This window comes from Cytobacillus kochii, assembly GCF_020171845.1.
Taxonomy (GTDB): Bacteria; Bacillota; Bacilli; order Bacillales; family Cytobacillaceae; genus Cytobacillus; species Cytobacillus kochii.
The window spans coordinates 178,139-194,087 of the sequence record NZ_JAIVAM010000010.1; the positions used below are offsets into that span (position 1 = coordinate 178,139).

The following is a 15,949-nucleotide window of genomic DNA, read 5'->3' on the forward strand; positions in this document are numbered from 1 at the left end:
CTTTTTACACCTTCTCTCTTGCATTTTTACCAAAGATACCTGATGGCTTGAATAAAAGGATTAAAATGAGAATGACAAATGCTGCCGCGTCTCTCCATAAAGAGTAACCAAGGCCACTAACAACCGTTTCAACTACGCCTAACACAAGGCCACCAACCATCGCTCCAGGAATAATACCGATGCCACCTAGTACAGCTGCAACAAAAGCCTTTAATCCTGGAATCACGCCCATTAACGGTTCTATTTTTGTATAATACACACCAAAGAAAACACCTGCTGCCCCGGCCAAGGAAGAGCCAATAGCAAATGTGGCGGAAATGGTTGTGTTTACATTAATCCCCATCAACCTTGCAGCATCCATATCATGTGACACAGCCCGCATTGCTTTACCGATTTTGGTTTTATGAACAATAAATTGTAGAACGATCATTAGCACAATCGAAGTGCCTAAAATCATAAGTGATTGACTACTGATTTGTGCACCCAAAATATTATAGGTTTGATTGCTAATGACTTCAGGATAAGCTTCTGGTTGTGCACCTCTAAAGTAAATAAATAAATACTGTATAAATAAAGAAATCCCTATCGCTGTAATGAGGGCAGCAATTCGCGTAGAACCTCTCAACCTTCGATATGCTACTCGCTCAATTAACATACCCATCCCTGCACAGACAGCCATTGCAATAATTAAGGCAGGAAAGAATCCTAACCCCCATCCAGCAATCGCATAAAAACCAACAAACGCCCCAATCATAAATACTTCACCGTGGGCAAAGTTAATCAATTTGATAATTCCATAAACCATTGTATAGCCTAAAGCAATCAGTGCATAAATACTTCCTAACGATATCCCATTTACTAACTGTTGAATCCAATCCATGAATCCCCACTCCTCTTCAAATAACCCGAATAGCTTCAGATAGAGAGTGACAGCTAGCGAAAACGCTATGCTGAATATCTCCTCATAAGGTAATAATTGACACGCTAATTTCAAAAAACCATTGCTCCTGAGCAATCTTGGACTATGAGATTATTAGCTATCACATCAGGAATTACCCTTTCATATCTGATAAAAAAAATGGAAGGCCCACTCGCTCCTCCCATTTTAATACAGCCTCATTTTAAGGATTTACTTTCGTTTTGAAGACTTGCTCCCCATCCTTATATTCCAATACAGTAGCTGATTTAATTGGGTTATGATCTTCATCAACTGAAATGATACCCGTTACAAGAGTTAAATCTTTCGTCTCAGCTAAGGCATCTTTGATTTTCTTCGCATCACTTGTACTTTCGGCACGCTCCATGGCATCTTTCAACATATATACAGAGTCATAACCTAATGCATTAAAAGCATCTGGTGATGAACCATTATATTTTTCACCAAACTTTGTTACAAAGGATTGAATCGTCTCGTCTGGATCACCCGAAGAATAATGGTTTGTTATAAACGTATTATTTAAGGAATCCCCTCCGGCTAATTCAACTAGCTTTGGTGAATCCCAACCGTCAGCACCCATTAGCGGTACGTCAATACCCATTTCTCGTCCTTGTTTGACAATAAGTCCTACTTCTTCATAATAACCAGGGATAAAAATAAATTCGGGATTAGCTGATTTAATTCTTGTAAGTGTGGACCTGAAATCAGTATCCTTCGCCACATACGATTCTTCGGCTACTATTTTCCCACCTGCTGCTTCGAAAGTTTCTTTAAAGGAAGCTGCTAAACCTTTTGCGTAATCACTTGCGTTATCAGCATAGATAGCTACATTTTTCACTCCTAATTCATTGGCAGCAAAATTCGCTGCTACTGTTCCTTGGAAAGGATCAATAAACGAGGTACGGAATACAAAATCATTTAAGCTTCCATCATCATTCACTGTTACATTTGGACTCGTACCTGAAGGAGAAAGCAATACCGTCTCTGAATTATTAGCCACTTGTGCTTGAGCAACTGTGTTACCACTTGTAGCAGACCCAATAATAGCTACGACATCATCATTTTCCGTTAATTTAATAGCTGCATTGGTTGCTTCTGCTGCATCCGATTTATTATCGACTTTTACAATTTCTATCTCTTTACCGTCGATTCCACCATCTTTATTAATTTCATCCACAGCCAATTCGATTCCTTCAGCAATTCCTTCACCATATGAGGCAACTGCACCAGAAAGTTCTAGGTTGGCACCTATCTTGACAGTATCACCAGACTCACCACCACCTGCACTATCACTACCACAGCCAGCAAGGAAACCTGCAGCTCCTATAGTAGAAGCTAAAAGAACAGCCGTCATTCTCTTTTTAAAAAACATAATGATCCCCCTCTTTTTGATTATTCCAACAACTAAGAGCATGGTTCAAATCCCCCATATAAACCCCACAAGAAAAGATACCACACAAAAAAGTAGACTAAAATAACCAAAATGTAATATTTTTCTGATAATTGCTATAAATCTAAAAATAGTATAGTATCATTTTATTCATCTGTCAAAACAATCTTTGTGAATAATACTAATATTTAGAATTTTATTAATAGTTTAGAGCGTTAAAGGGTTTCTTTTTCATATGTTTTGTTTGTAAAACTCTATCATTATATTCATAAAATAATTAATAGTAGATAGATATAATGTAGTTCATTCAATTGTTAATAATAGCAATTGAAAATAACTAGCTACTTTTATATAAAGTAAAATAACTTTGCTTATGTAGTAATTTTAGACTTGTAAGATAGAAAAAGAGGAATGAACCGACGAGTTCATTCCTCCTTCCTATATGTTCAAAAGAACTATTATATCGTCTTCTCGGTTTTTGTACCGAACATTTTAACAACAAGTAAAATCCCTGCCATCATAACAATCAAAGCAGCTAATGCAATGATTACACTTCCACTTACACCCAAAATGATATAAGAGATGGCCGCAGCAACAGCTGCTGTAAAGGCATAAGGAAATTGTGTAATGACATGATCAATCAAATTACTTCCTGCACCTGTGGCGGATAAAATAGAAGTATCAGAAATCGGTGAAGCATGATCTCCGAATACTGCCCCTCCAAGTACAGCTGCCATTGCAGGAATCAGCAGGGATATATCTGTAGCTACAGCAATATCACCAGCTATTGGAAGGAGAATGCCAAATGATCCCCAAGATGTCCCTGTACTAAATGCCATAAGTGCCGCAATAATAAATAGGATAACAGGGATAAAATCATGACTCAGATTCGATTGATTAATAACGCTAGCCAAGTATTCCCCTGTACCTATTTGACTAATCAAATCTCCGAGTAACCAAGCAAAGATTAAGATCAATACTGATCCAAACATAGATTTCATCCCAACCCATGTAGCTTTCAAATAAAAATTACTCGTTAGTTTATCATCTTTCTTTAATACTTGAGCAAATTGTACGTAAGCAACAGCTAAACTCAATAATCCTCCGACAATTAATGATAAGGCCACATCTGTGTTTTCTAATAAGGATACTAACGACACATTCCCCTCTGCCCCATTCATGCCTGTCCAAGCCATCATACTCACTGTTCCAATAAATAAAACAATGATTGGCCAAACAAGATGACCAACAGTCCCTTTCGTACTAATAGGTAATTCTTCTTGAACCTCGTCTTTCAACTGTTTCTTCTTATCAAATAGAATTCCTTGTTCAATAGCTTGTTTCTCATGTTTCTTCATTGGACCAAAATCAATTTGCCCAACAACAATGATAAACACCATTATGATTGCCGCCCATACATAAAAATTTAACGGAATGATTTGCATGAAAGCAGAGAAAGCACTATAATCAGTTATTTTATGAGACACTAAAATCGAGCCAATTAAGGCGATAATTGATGCTCCCCAACTTGATATAGGCGATATAACACATAAAGGTGCGGATGTTGAATCAATTAAATAAGCAAGCTTTACACGTGATACTTTTTGTCGATCAGTAACAGGTCGAGATACCTGTCCAACTGTTAACGCATTAAAATAATCATCTATAAACAAAATCATACCTAAAACTACGGTTAATAACTGTGCACCCACTCTCGTTTTCACACGCTTCATTGCCCATTCACCAAAGGCACGACTACCACCCGATAGTGAAATAAATGCAGTAATGCTACCAAGAATAAGTAAGAATAATAGAATGAATATATTCCAAGTATTTAACCCTTCATCTGTTATGAAAAGTGCTATAAACGACGAGAAAAATATTTGTAGCGTATCTAGCGGTTGATATCCTCCAATTAAGATAGCTGCTGTTAACGCCCCTAAACCAAGGGAGAGAATCACCCTTTTTGTTAGTATAACCAAAAGCATCGCTACCAAAGGTGGCAGCACAGAAATAAATGTACCTGTCATAAAAAGACCTCCTATTAGTATAGGAGCTATAGACATGAACGAATGCGTCTCATATCAATTAACGATCAGAGAAAGGTATCCTCCACTTTTCTTTGATCCTTAATTGATAATAAAAAAAGAGTAACGATAGAGATTCTATCATTACCCTTCAAGAAGTAACGTTATTCTCCATCACGACTGTAGCTCCCCATTATGGTTAATATACCTCCATAATGACAGTGTTACTCCTATTTAGAGCAACCCCAACAAATAAATATTGACGTACCTATTTGCTTCGGCAAATCTCCCTTTTATCAAAGTTCACTGTTGTCATCCTCACATTGATTACTAATGATGATTTGCGCCTCTACCCCATCGGATTGATAAGGCATTATTCAATTGTTATACATTATATCAAAATATAATTATTTATGCAAAACTCTATCAAAACCTAAAATATACTTAAATTTATTATTTTTAAGATATAGTAGGATACTATAACCTATACCATTCTTAATAGCGCTTCTCTTCCGATCATCCCTTTTTTAATTCCTAATTCCTCTGCAGCAAAAGTGACTGATTCAAGTGGTGCATCTATTAGTTGTTGAATCGTTTTTACCCCTACGGCTCTACCAGCAATGACATGGCGATCTTTTAATTTTTCATTTAATAACGCAACGTCTAATGCACCACACATGATATATCCATTATCATTTGATACAACTAACAAATTAGTTTTTGGCAGCTCAACGGATACAGTCATAAACGTATGACCATCCAAAATAACAGGCTTTAATTCAACCATGACCGTCCCCCCTTCCCTTTAACAATTTATGTTATAGGTAGAGATTCGGTGTACTCATTAGTTAAAATAAACCGAGTTGTTTTGGAGCTAATCCCTCATATTCAATTCCTAATATTTCTAGAATTTCCTTTGCATTATCCGCTGCGTCACCACCAGAATTATTATTAAATAGTACATAGACGTCCTTCGCCTCTTTTTGTAATTGCTTTAATCGCTCTGCCCACTCCAATAATTCCTTGTGATTATAACGGTATAGATAGCGAACTTCACGCCAATTTGGTTGTTTTTTATTTTGCCATCCATGAACATTACGACCATGCAAGCGGACAAGTACAATTGGATGTCCGCAAGTATGCATTACAATTGGAACAGAGCCCTCCCCTGCTTGTGGTTCATCACAAACGGTATGTATCCATTTCTCTTCCTTGATAAAATTTAAAGTACCTTCTATAAACACAGCTTGATACCAAGACTGATGACGAAATTCAACAGCACATGGTATTTCTCCCATTTGCTGTTTACACCAGCGTAAATATTGAACGTTTTCCTTTTTACAATTAAACCACGGTGGAAATTGAAATAGGACCATCGCTAACTTATTTTCTCTTATATAAGGGGCAAGCGACGCTTTAAAAGCAGCAAACATTTCTTCTTTGGACTCAAAAGGAATCTCTCCCCTTTGATGCCCCGTCATCCCCTGATAAGCTTTCACAACAAATTTAAATGAAGCAGGCGTTTCCCTCACCCACTTTTCCCCGTTCCTTTCTGGCTGTACGGCATAAAAGGAGGCGTCTACCTCAACTGTTGGAAAATGAGCGCCATATTCTAATAGTTTATCTCGGTTAGATACACGCTCCGTATATAGGCTGTCATGATCTCCCCATCCAGTTAAACCAATCCTAATCATTCCATCACCTCATCTACCAATAATCTTCATACTGATTATTTTACCTAAAGGATATAACCATAAACAAGAAACACAATGAAATAAGTGAAAAAGAATCAGTCAAAAACAGAAAAGAAAATTCTTAGAACATTCCATTAGCACTTTACTCATTTTGTGATTGCTCATCGGTATCAAAAAAGGAACCCTTACGCAGTAATAAGGAAAAGCATATAGAAAAAGTACCTTACTGGAGATGGTATAAATCAGATATCCGTTTCTTACTATGAGTTTAAAAGAAATAAAAAATAACCCGAACCATTGTTCAGATTATTTTTTATTAAACAGATTAACTCGCTTTGATTTTGTTCGTTTTCTTCAATAAATAAAGTAAGTATGGTGCACCAATTAAAGAAACAATTATTCCAGCAGGTATTTCTTTAGGAGCTAAAACGACTCTTCCAAGAAAATCAGCTGAAATAAGTAAAATCCCGCCAATTACTATGGTTAATGGCAGTAATTGTAGTAGCTTCGGACCGACCAGTTGTCTAGCAATATGTGGAGCTAGTAAACCGATAAATCCAATTGCTCCAACCACTGATACACTGATGCTTGACAACATAACAGCTAGTATAATCATAAACATACGCATTTTACTAGTTTTCACACCTAAACCAATGGATAGTTCATCACTCAATGATAAGATCTCGAATGTATTGGCCATATAGAGAATAACCGGAAAGAGTAGTAACGATGTTATCATCACAATTACTAGGTCACTCCAGCTTGTCCCATAGGTGCTACCAGCAAGCCATGTTAAAGCTTGTGATGCATGAAGGTTCGCACGTACTAATAAAATCTGTATAATAGCAGAACCTACCGCAGATATAGCAACACCCATTAATAATAGAATCATCGGTTGATAACCGCTCCGCGCACTAATAAACAATACAATTCCCATTGTAACAAGTGCACCAATTAATGCACCAATTGGAATAAGGACAAAGGGGGCTTGAGGAAAAACAATGAGAACCAACATCGCCACTACACTTGCACCTGAAGTCACACCTAAAACAGAAGCGTCAGCAAGTGGGTTACGTAAAACAGTCTGCATCATTAAACCGCTAGCTGCCATCATCATACCAATTCCGAAGCTGACGACCACTCGAGGCAAGCGAAAATCCCAAACGAAGGTATTATACATCAATTCTCTTGGCAATTCTAAAAGACTAGTGAAACTTGTTCCCCCAAACGACAGGCTAAACCCTACTAATCCAAGAACGGCGAGAGATATGAGGAGATAAAATCTTTTAATATGCTTAATTCGCACTTTCCCCTCTAATGCTCCTCCAGCAGTTCTCGTTTTCCTACTTACCTTTAAGGCTAAATAGACTAACCAGGGTGCTCCTATAATGGCCGTCATTGCTCCTACAGGTAATTCGGACATACTAGAAATCATACGAACAAAGATGTCAGCACATATGAGTAAGCCTGCACCGACCACTATATTTCCTATTAGCATGGATCGATGCTTTCTAAAGCCCATTAAACGAACAATATGTGGAGCCATAATACCAACAAAGCCAATGGGGCCTACTACTGTAACAGAGACAGCAGCTAATATAATTGCAATGCCCCAACCTATTAATTTACTTATCATCACATTTTGTCCTAATCCTACAGCTACATCTTCCCCCAACAGTAAAGCGTCAAAACGATGACCTATTATAAAGGCAAAAAGAAGAGTGAAGAGAACCCATGGCAAAGCAAATTGAACGCCACTCCAATCAAGCTGTAACAATGTTCCCGCTCCCCATAAAAACAACCCGGACACTTCATTTTCATATAAAAGCTGCAGGGCACTAGTAAATGAAGAAAACAACATTGTTACTATCAATCCAGTTAATGCAATTCTAATAGGATCCAATGCTCTACCTACTAAAAAACTAACAATTAAAGCGGCTATGATTCCCCCAAGCATCGTCACGAAAAATGGAAAGGCACCCTTTATAGAAGGAAAGAAAATGGAAAAAAGAACAACAAAGAAAAATGCTCCTGCATGAATGCCTAGTGTACTTGCACTTGCGAGTGGATTTCTTGTCATTGTTTGTAATAACATCCCTGCTACGGCAAGTGCAGCTCCAACTAAACAACCAATTAAAAACCTCGGCATTCTACTATAAAGGAGAAAATTCAGTTCCTGCTCATTATCCCATACTTCCATCCAAAAGCTGAGTAAGCCTGTTGAAGCTTGTCCTTGGCTCAAGTGGATGAGACCAAGAATAATAAACAAGAGCACACATGCCGCAAATAATAGAAAGGGTTTAACTCTCATAACATTACTTCACTAATGTCTCTTCAACATGATCAACTAAAGTTTCCATTGAAAGAACACTACCAAACGTCCACACACCTGCGCCTACATCGTACATCAAATCATTTTCTACAAAGTATAAAGAGTTCCAAGCTTTGTTTCCTTCTAAATTACTAAATAACGGATCATCTTTTTGTACAGTATGAAGAAATATAGCTTCTTCGTACTTAGATACACCCTCTACATTTGTTGTAATAAAACCACTCGGCTGTGGATCTTGATCCTGTATTTTATTTGTCAATCCTATACCTTCAAGTGTATGGCTCACCGTCGAGTTTTCTGTAAATAATCTAAAGGTCGGGGCTTGATTCGCAGAATAAGCTTGTGTAAAAACAAATTCATTTGTCTTTAATTGAGCTGCAGATATATTCTCTTTCGCTTCTGCCATTTTTTCCTCTAAATGAGCAACTGCCTCGTCAGCCTCTTGTTCTTTACCTACTAGCTTACCTGTCTGCTTTAATGTATGTAACATGTAAGCATATAAGTCTTTTTGAGCTTCCTCTGTAGAACTATCAAAAATCACTACAGGAGCTATTTTTTCAAGGTCCGCTTTAAACTGTTCTTGATATTCCATACCAATAATCACATCGGGCTCTAACTTTGCTATTTCTTCAATATTTGGTTCTGTTCTTAAACCAATATCCACAACACTTTCATCTAATTTAGCATCAATTGTTACCCACTTATTAAACCCCTCTACATCAGCTACTGCAGCTGGTTGTACACCAACAGCTAATAACTCTTCAGCAACGCTCCATTCAAGAGCAACTACTTTCTCCTGAACTCCTTCAAAGCTGCGTTCACCTGACGCATCTTCAATGACAATCGTTTGATTACTATTATTATTCTCTTCTCCACTATTACTCTCTTCTTCCTTTTGCATACAACCAGCTAAAACGAGTACAAATAAAAGCATAATAAAATATAATTTCTTCATTAATCAAAGCTCCATTTCCAAAAAAATTAATTATCACAGCAATCTCATTCAAAGTGAAGAAAATTCCGAAATATTAAAAGCTAATCATTTGAGAATTTAATTTGATTTTAACCTTTCAACAATGATAATCATTCTCATTTTAATGCAAAAAATAGCGTTTGGCAATACACTATTTTATTGCTCACACTTCTATTCATTCTTTAATCAAATTCAATGCTCTTATCTTTAATAAAATCGTATATAATCCATATCATATCTTGAATGAACATTTCTTCAATCAAACGACACAATGAAAACGCCCACCTTAATGAAGGTGGGCGTTCGTTCTTATATTATTTACCCTCAGATGTCCCGTTAAGGTCTACGTCTTCCAGTAATTAATTGGAATACTAAAACGACGAGTGCAATAACTAATAATAGGTGGACAAGTCCTCCTGCGACATCAAAGCTAAATCCCAAAATCCATAAAATAATTAAAATACCGATAATCGTCCAGAGCATTTTACATTGTCCTTTCTGTTGTGTATTTGTTCGATACTCTTACATACCCCAGAAAAAAAACACTTAAACCTCCAGAACATTTTCTCTATGTTTAGAATATATGAGAGGAAGGGAAAATACAGAATAGATATTTCACCTATTAATGGAAGAAGGGATACTATTGGTCACACCTGTCGTTTATGATTTTATTGGCATTGGCTTAGGACCTTTTAATTTAAGTCTTGCAGCTTTAACTGATCGAGTCAAAGAGTTAGATGGATTATTTTTTGAACAAGAAGAGGAGTTTGTTTGGCATCCAGGTATGCTTATAGAGGGCACAGATTTACAGACACCCTTTTTAGCTGATTTAGTAACATTTGCCGATCCAACCAGTCCATATACATTTATCAATTATTTACATACTCATGAGCGCTTATATGCCTTCTACTTTTTCAACCAATTCAACATTCCGCGCAAAGAATATAGTGACTATTGTAGTTGGGTAGCCCATCAATTATCACATTGTTATTTCAGCCATCGTGTAACAAATGTGATAGAAACAAAGGATCATCTTTATCAAGTAACTGTAGAGAATCTACTAAAAAAAGAAGTATCCAACTATTTAACAAAGAATCTCATTATCGGAACTGGCAGTATACCAATGGTGCCAAAGGGATTAGATGGAGATTGGCCAAACAATGAAATTAGTCACTCAAGTGAGTATTTGTTTCATGAGAAGCAATTGAAAAGTGGTCATTCAGTCACTGTAATCGGTTCTGGTCAAAGTGCATCTGAGATTTTTTTCGACTTATTGTTAGATCAGAAAAACCACGATTATGAACTAACATGGTTTACAAGATCTTCCGGCCTTTTTCAAAAAGAAGATGCCAAATTAGGGAAAGAATTTTTCTCACCTGAATATATTCATTATTTCCATCAACTTGATTTTGACCATCGTCTTGAAGCATTAGATTCTTTAAATCAACTACGGAATGGCATTGACCCCGAAACTTTAAAGAAAATTTATAATCTGCTTTACCATCGTTCTATTAGTGGGGAAAAACTCAATGTAACTATCCAACCCTTAACAGAAGCGCAGAAAATAGAGAAAATAGAGAAGACGTACCATCTACATTGTCAACAATGGCAGCAGGAGAAAAAATTTATTCATCAAACGGAAAAGGTCGTCTTAGCAACTGGTTATAAACCTGCCCTACCGAATTGGTTATCGCAATTTGCCGATGAAATCATTTGGGAAGACAATAAACGATTCAAAGTAACGGAAAATTATCAAATTGACTTTAAGAAACAGAAAACAAATCATATCTATACCTTAACCAATATCGAGCATTCCCACGGGGCTAGTGCAACAAATCTAGGCCTATCTGTTCTAAGAAATCAAAAAATCATCAATTCAATTGCTGGAAAAGAAATATACCCTGAACCAACAAAAACGGTTTTTCAGCAATTTTCACCGAAACACTAGTCAATGTTGAGACAGTCAATAAAGAAACCCTGCTGATGAAAGTTTATTCAGCAGGGTTTCTTTATTATCTTAGGTTAGCGACAGTGCCACCGTCGACTCTTAAATCAGTACCAGTAATATAGCTTGCTGCATCACTCACTAGAAACGCAACAGCTGAAGCAATTTCAGGTGATTCTCCTTCACGCTGCAAAGGTGTTTTTTCTAGTAACATCTTCATTTGCTCAGATTGACTAGCTTCCTGTCTACCCATTGGTGTATTAATCGTACCTGGAGAAACAGAAACAATTCGCGCCCCTTTCTGTCCCCACCTCCATGCTTGGTCTTCTACAATTAATAAAACACCTAATTTCGAAAAGCTATAGGCAGCACCAGAATTCGTTTGATAGAAAGGCTCCATCTTCTCGTGTAAATCTTCAGCTAACGGTGCCTTTAGTATTTCGCTATACGGCCCTTCTTTTGGCACCATATGCCCACTCATTGAGGAAATACAGACGGCAACTGTCCCTTTTTTTGCGATTTCATAGAAGGCATCTAAAATGATACTTGTTCCTCTTAAATTAACATCAACAATTCTTTTCGCATCAGCCATCGTCGGTGATAATCCAGCTGTATTGATGATGGACTTTAATTCACCTAATGAATCAGCCTTTTGCGCCAATGCTCGAACATTTTCTTGATCTGTTATATCTACTGTTTGATAATGTACTTGAGTGATTCCTTTGTCATTTAACTCTTGCTGGGTCTGTTTTAATCTCTCTTCATTCACATCGGCGAGCAAAAAGATATCTTCCTTGTTTAACGCTTCTGCAATCGCTTTTCCCATGCCACCTGTGCCACCAGTTATCACATGAACATTTGTCACTTATGTTCCCCTCCGTTATACTTCAATTTACTATCACTTATAATTGTAAAAAAACAAGCCAATACAAACAAACGACATTTTCATTCTAAATGTCCAATTTTAGGAGATGAGGAAACAATGCTACAAAATACATCTGCGAAAGCTTATATCATCACAGCACTACTTGAGCTATTACATCAAAAGACATTCTCTTCTATAACAGTAAAAGAGATTGTAAAAAGAGCAGGCATCAGTCGCTCTACCTTTTATGTCTATTACTATGATAAATATGATTTGCTTGAGCAACTCTCAAAGGACATTATCAACGGATTTTTAGCGTTTTATCCTCAAGCTAAAAAAAGGCACAATCATCATTTAAAGGCAGAAGAAACAACCAAGGATATATGTAATCATGTCTTTTTTTATCAATCTTTCTATAAAGAACAGTTTCAAAATCCACAATTTATTCACCATCTATCACGAGAACTATCTGCTGCATTGATGCATGTATATAACCATAAAAGCTACGCCTCCTTTTCGAGTTATGGGACAGTAGGCTTTCTGGCTGAATGGGTATACGACTCTTTTCAAATGACACCTGAGGAAGCTGCTTTAGAATTAAGAAAGATAGGGACGACAGATTGGTCAGCTTTACATACAGACATGAAAAACGGTGAACTTTAAGGAAAATTGATTATTCCATTAAGGACAGCTACAAGTCAATTGAATTCCTCTATGCAATAATATAAAAAAGCAAGGTGAATACTTCCATTAAAGTAACCTTGCTTTTTATGTTCATTTATTTAACAAAAGTCCCTGCATTTAGTCGTCGTTGCATTTCTTTTACTACGAGGGATGGACGACTTAATACACCATCAGCAACCGTCCCCAAATATATTTGTAACGCTCTTACTGTTTGAGGGCCCATAAAACCATCAGGATTTGCACCAATCAGTCGTTGTAATGCTTTTACCATTGGACTTCCTTGTTTTCCACTAGCAAAGTGAATCGTTCCATCATAGAAGGCATTCGTTACACTATTTTTCGGCTGATTACTGATGATACCATCAACAGGAGTACCAAGTGCTTTTTGTAGTGCTCTCGTTGTTGATTTTCCCCATTTTCCGTCCACATTCAGATTCGCTTTCAGGGCTGTTTGTGGCTTCTTCGGCACTCCTTTTTTGATTTTTTCTAATAAAGCAATGTTTTGCGCCGCCGTACCTTGATAATTATTCATCCCATATTGCTTTGCTAATATTGCTCGATTCTTGAAGGATGAGTCTATTCCTTGTGCGTTGAGATAGTCGACAATACTATTTCCATTTTCAACCTGTTTTGGTTTTGGTTGATTAGGACCGGGTGAAGGGGATCCGAAATTTTCCTCTTCCTGCACCCCATCTACTTTATTCAAAAAATCCTCCCATGTAATGCCCTTATAACCCGCGCGCAATTGTGCGGGGCAGTTTTTCCCTGACCAGTCGTGATGTTGTTTAATTCTACTCCGATCCAACCCATACTTGTCCATCAACATTTTGACTAATGCTGCACCATTATTGATTGTCTGTTCATAATCTCCATCGGCATTGATGCACATTTCAATATGAATCGACGCCGTATTCCCTGGCCCTCGCCCATCTCCTGCTGCCCAGCACATCACATTATCTTCAAATGATTGTATTGCCATGCGATCATCCACCTGGTAGTGCCAACTAGCTTGTCTTGCATTTAAGTTCGACTGTAAATTAGCATGCATCTGTGCATTTGCTCCGATTCCCATATTTCCTGTTTGATGTGGTGTTATATATTGAATTGTGTTCCCTTTACCATAAGAGCGTTGATTAACCACTTCCTGAGATACCAGCTGCTTTATCACATTAACCATATAAAACACTCTCCTTTCTATAATATATAAGTAAAAAGGACTGCCCGTGTGGACAGCCCTTCATAAAAAATACATACAGAAAGCCTATTTTCTCTATAGAATGGAGGAGTGAAAAGATATAACGATTAATTTACTGATCTGAGTATAAAAGACGCATTTGCTACTCTATTGTTAGTACAAATGCATTTTGCTCCCCAAAATATAGCGTAGCAACCTAAGACATGATCGACATTCAAAATTATGACAATAACGAACGACTTGCTAAGGTTTTTGGGTGGGAAAATTCCTTGCTTGCATCTCTCTCGGTAGACAAATATGAAAAAGTAGCATGACTGATTAAACCATAAATAACCTCTGACTTAATTCAAAAAAAAGAAGAAGACGAACTAAAAAAGTTCGCCTCATATACTAAAATAAACGAGAAAAAATCTATATCTGCCCGAAACCGGCACGAATAATTTTTACTCCAAACAAAAAACCCTTATATAATAAGGGTTTTAAGCATTTATCCAATTGAACCTTCCATCTCGAACTTGATTAAACGGTTCATTTCAACAGCATATTCCATTGGAAGTTCTTTTGTAAATGGTTCGATGAAGCCCATAACAATCATTTCTGTTGCTTCTTCTTCAGAAATACCTCTGCTCATTAGATAAAATAATTGTTCTTCAGATACTTTAGATACCTTTGCTTCGTGCTCTAATGAAATATTGTCATTCATGATTTCATTATAAGGGATTGTATCAGAAGTTGACTGATTATCCATAATTAATGTATCACATTCAATATTTGAACGTGCGCCAGTTGCTTTACGTCCAAATTGAACAATTCCACGGTAAGTTACTTTACCACCTTGTTTAGCAATTGATTTAGAGACAATTGTCGAAGATGTATTAGGTGCTAGGTGTAGCATTTTCGCACCTGCATCTTGGTGTTGTCCTTTACCTGCTAATGCGATGGACAATGTCATACCACGAGCGCCTTCACCTTTAAGAATAACGGCTGGATATTTCATTGTTAGTTTGGATCCGATGTTACCATCAATCCATTCCATTGTTGCATTTTCTTCACAAACTGCACGTTTTGTAACGAGGTTAAACACGTTATTTGCCCAGTTTTGAATTGTTGTATAACGGCAATATGCGCCTTTTTTGATGATAATTTCAACTACGGCACTATGCAGTGAATTTGTTGTATAAACAGGTGCTGTACAACCTTCAACATAGTGTACATGTGCGCCTTCATCTACTATGATTAGCGTACGCTCGAACTGACCCATATTCTCAGAGTTAATACGGAAGTAAGCTTGTAATGGTGTGTCTACTTTAATTCCTTTAGGAACGTAGATGAATGAACCACCAGACCATACGGCTGAGTTTAATGCAGCGAATTTATTATCTGTCGGTGGGATTACCTTTGCCCAGTGTTCACGGAAAATATCTTCGTTTTCACGTAGGGCAGAATCTGTATCTTTAAAGACAATTCCTTTTGACTCAAGATCCTCTTGCATATTATGGTAAACAACCTCAGATTCGTATTGAGCAGAAACCCCAGCAAGATATTTTTGCTCTGCTTCTGGAATACCTAACTTATCAAAAGTTTGTTTGATTTCTTCAGGTACCTCATCCCAAGAACGCTCTGTTTTCTCAGATGGTTTTACATAATACGTAATCTCATCAAAGTTTAGTGCTGATAGATCGCCACCCCATTGAGGCATTGGCATATTGTAGAAGTGCTCTAAAGATTTCAATCGGAAGTCAAGCATCCATTGAGGCTCTTCCTTCATTTTAGAAATCTCTTGCACGATTTCTTTTGTTAAACCGCGTTTTGACCGGAAAATGGAAATGTCCTTATCGGCAAATCCATACTTGTAATCGCCGATTTCAGGTGCTTTTTTTGCCATTTCGTATTCCTCCATTCTTATG

General features: G+C 37.1%; 13 protein-coding genes and 1 riboswitch. Of the genes, 2 read left to right on the forward strand and 11 right to left on the reverse strand.

Annotated elements, in window-relative coordinates; all coding sequences use genetic code 11:
- Positions 1–4 precede the first annotated feature (4 nt).
- The 8 genes from LCM23_RS17400 to LCM23_RS17435 form a co-directional block, all read right to left on the reverse strand.
- Positions 5–880: a branched-chain amino acid ABC transporter permease gene (locus tag LCM23_RS17400; RefSeq protein WP_224938080.1), complete on the reverse strand. Its 876-nt coding sequence runs from the start codon at positions 878–880 to the stop codon at positions 5–7.
- Positions 881–1,121: 241 nt separating this feature from the next.
- Positions 1,122–2,309 (reverse strand): ABC transporter substrate-binding protein, encoded by a 1,188-nt coding sequence (locus tag LCM23_RS17405; RefSeq protein WP_224938081.1) that lies wholly within the window; start codon positions 2,307–2,309, stop codon positions 1,122–1,124.
- A 476-nt stretch (positions 2,310–2,785) separates the two neighbouring features.
- A complete protein-coding gene (locus LCM23_RS17410) occupies positions 2,786–4,357 on the reverse strand; it encodes a Na+/H+ antiporter NhaC family protein (protein WP_224938082.1) in 1,572 nt (523 codons plus the stop codon).
- 172 nt (positions 4,358–4,529) lie between these two features.
- Positions 4,530–4,714, reverse strand: a riboswitch (Lysine riboswitch).
- A gap of 124 nt (positions 4,715–4,838) precedes the next feature.
- Entirely contained in the window at positions 4,839–5,141 is a 303-nt protein-coding gene (locus LCM23_RS17415) for a YunC family protein (protein WP_224938083.1), read from the reverse strand.
- A 61-nt stretch (positions 5,142–5,202) separates the two neighbouring features.
- Positions 5,203–6,048 (reverse strand): DUF72 domain-containing protein, encoded by an 846-nt coding sequence (locus LCM23_RS17420; RefSeq protein WP_224938084.1) that lies wholly within the window; start codon positions 6,046–6,048, stop codon positions 5,203–5,205.
- A 325-nt stretch (positions 6,049–6,373) separates the two neighbouring features.
- Positions 6,374–8,359: an iron ABC transporter permease gene (locus LCM23_RS17425; RefSeq protein ID WP_224938085.1), complete on the reverse strand. Its 1,986-nt coding sequence runs from the start codon at positions 8,357–8,359 to the stop codon at positions 6,374–6,376.
- A gap of 4 nt (positions 8,360–8,363) precedes the next feature.
- Positions 8,364–9,335 carry an ABC transporter substrate-binding protein gene (locus LCM23_RS17430; RefSeq protein ID WP_224938086.1) on the reverse strand — a complete coding sequence of 324 codons (972 nt, stop codon included), beginning with the start codon at positions 9,333–9,335 and terminating at the stop codon, positions 8,364–8,366.
- Between the two features lie 354 nt (positions 9,336–9,689).
- Entirely contained in the window at positions 9,690–9,836 is a 147-nt protein-coding gene (locus tag LCM23_RS17435; protein WP_224938087.1) for a lmo0937 family membrane protein, read from the reverse strand.
- A 160-nt stretch (positions 9,837–9,996) separates the two neighbouring features.
- Between LCM23_RS17435 and LCM23_RS17440 the strand changes: the two genes are divergently transcribed.
- Positions 9,997–11,301 carry a lysine N(6)-hydroxylase/L-ornithine N(5)-oxygenase family protein gene (locus LCM23_RS17440; protein WP_224938088.1) on the forward strand — a complete coding sequence of 435 codons (1,305 nt, stop codon included), beginning with the start codon at positions 9,997–9,999 and terminating at the stop codon, positions 11,299–11,301.
- A 64-nt stretch (positions 11,302–11,365) separates the two neighbouring features.
- On the opposite strand, the gene LCM23_RS17445 is transcribed toward LCM23_RS17440, so the two are convergent.
- Positions 11,366–12,163, reverse strand: coding sequence for an SDR family oxidoreductase (locus LCM23_RS17445; RefSeq protein ID WP_224938089.1), 798 nt, complete (start codon positions 12,161–12,163; stop codon positions 11,366–11,368).
- A 117-nt stretch (positions 12,164–12,280) separates the two neighbouring features.
- Between LCM23_RS17445 and LCM23_RS17450 the strand changes: the two genes are divergently transcribed.
- Entirely contained in the window at positions 12,281–12,826 is a 546-nt protein-coding gene (locus tag LCM23_RS17450; RefSeq protein WP_224938090.1) for a TetR family transcriptional regulator, read from the forward strand.
- A gap of 115 nt (positions 12,827–12,941) precedes the next feature.
- Here the strand turns inward: LCM23_RS17450 and LCM23_RS17455 are convergent, their stop codons facing one another.
- Positions 12,942–14,024: an N-acetylmuramoyl-L-alanine amidase gene (locus tag LCM23_RS17455; protein ID WP_224938091.1), complete on the reverse strand. Its 1,083-nt coding sequence runs from the start codon at positions 14,022–14,024 to the stop codon at positions 12,942–12,944.
- Between the two features lie 505 nt (positions 14,025–14,529).
- On the reverse strand, positions 14,530–15,927 hold the full coding sequence (gene sufB / locus LCM23_RS17460) for a Fe-S cluster assembly protein SufB (RefSeq protein WP_095371998.1): 1,398 nt from the start codon (positions 15,925–15,927) through the stop codon (positions 14,530–14,532).
- Positions 15,928–15,949: the final 22 nt, after the last annotated feature.

What these genes read in the sequence shown, in the direction of transcription:
- LCM23_RS17455 (WP_224938091.1), bottom strand. Translation starts at nt 14,024, where the DNA reads ATGGTTAATGTGATAAAGCAGCTGGTATCTCAGGAAGTGGTTAATCAA.
- LCM23_RS17410 (WP_224938082.1), bottom strand. Translation starts at nt 4,357, where the DNA reads ATGACAGGTACATTTATTTCTGTGCTGCCACCTTTGGTAGCGATGCTT.
- LCM23_RS17420 (WP_224938084.1), bottom strand. Translation starts at nt 6,048, where the DNA reads ATGATTAGGATTGGTTTAACTGGATGGGGAGATCATGACAGCCTATAT.
- LCM23_RS17425 (WP_224938085.1), bottom strand. Translation starts at nt 8,359, where the DNA reads ATGAGAGTTAAACCCTTTCTATTATTTGCGGCATGTGTGCTCTTGTTT.
- LCM23_RS17430 (WP_224938086.1), bottom strand. Translation starts at nt 9,335, where the DNA reads ATGAAGAAATTATATTTTATTATGCTTTTATTTGTACTCGTTTTAGCT.
- LCM23_RS17435 (WP_224938087.1), bottom strand. Translation starts at nt 9,836, where the DNA reads ATGCTCTGGACGATTATCGGTATTTTAATTATTTTATGGATTTTGGGA.
- LCM23_RS17400 (WP_224938080.1), bottom strand. Translation starts at nt 880, where the DNA reads ATGGATTGGATTCAACAGTTAGTAAATGGGATATCGTTAGGAAGTATT.
- sufB (WP_095371998.1), bottom strand. Translation starts at nt 15,927, where the DNA reads ATGGCAAAAAAAGCACCTGAAATCGGCGATTACAAGTATGGATTTGCC.
- LCM23_RS17405 (WP_224938081.1), bottom strand. Translation starts at nt 2,309, where the DNA reads ATGTTTTTTAAAAAGAGAATGACGGCTGTTCTTTTAGCTTCTACTATA.
- LCM23_RS17415 (WP_224938083.1), bottom strand. Translation starts at nt 5,141, where the DNA reads ATGGTTGAATTAAAGCCTGTTATTTTGGATGGTCATACGTTTATGACT.
- LCM23_RS17450 (WP_224938090.1), top strand. Translation starts at nt 12,281, where the DNA reads ATGCTACAAAATACATCTGCGAAAGCTTATATCATCACAGCACTACTT.